This is a genomic window from Pantoea sp. EKM103V (assembly GCF_011800365.1).
In the GTDB taxonomy this organism is placed as follows: Bacteria; Pseudomonadota; Gammaproteobacteria; order Enterobacterales; family Enterobacteriaceae; genus Pantoea; species Pantoea anthophila.
Genome location: NZ_JAALFQ010000042.1, coordinates 1 through 434 on the forward strand (window position 1 = coordinate 1; position 434 = coordinate 434).

Genomic DNA, 434 nt, shown 5'->3' on the forward strand with positions numbered 1-434 from the left:
CGGGCTTTCGCGTCGTCGGGCACCTGGTGTTTACCAAAACGTACGCATCTAAATCGGCATTTGTCGGATATCAGCATGAAAGCGCCTACCTGCTGGCTAAAGGGCGCCCGCCGCTGCCGGCGAAGCCTTTACCCGACGTGATGCCCTGGCAGTACACGGGCAACCGGCACCACCCGACCGAAAAGCCGGTTAGCGTGTTGCAGCCGCTTATCGAAACCTTCATGAAGCCCGGCGATCTCGTTTTAGACCCGTTTGCAGGTTCCGGCTCGACCTGCGTCGCGGCGGACCAGTGCGGCCGCCGCTGGATCGGGATCGAACTGCTGGAGCAGTACCACACCGCCGGCCTGCGTCGCCTGGGTGAGCTGCGCGCCGCCCGTGCCGCTCATGCCGCATAACGTATTTTTCCGTAACCAGACCATAAGGACAGCACCATG

Annotated in this window: 1 protein-coding gene; it reads left to right on the forward strand. The window is 62.0% G+C overall.

The window, feature by feature from the left end:
• Positions 1-395, forward strand: a 395-nt coding sequence (locus HFD97_RS22035) for a DNA methyltransferase (protein WP_167434919.1), incomplete at its 5' end; no start/stop codon positions are given.
• Between the last annotated feature and the right edge of the window lie 39 nt (positions 396-434).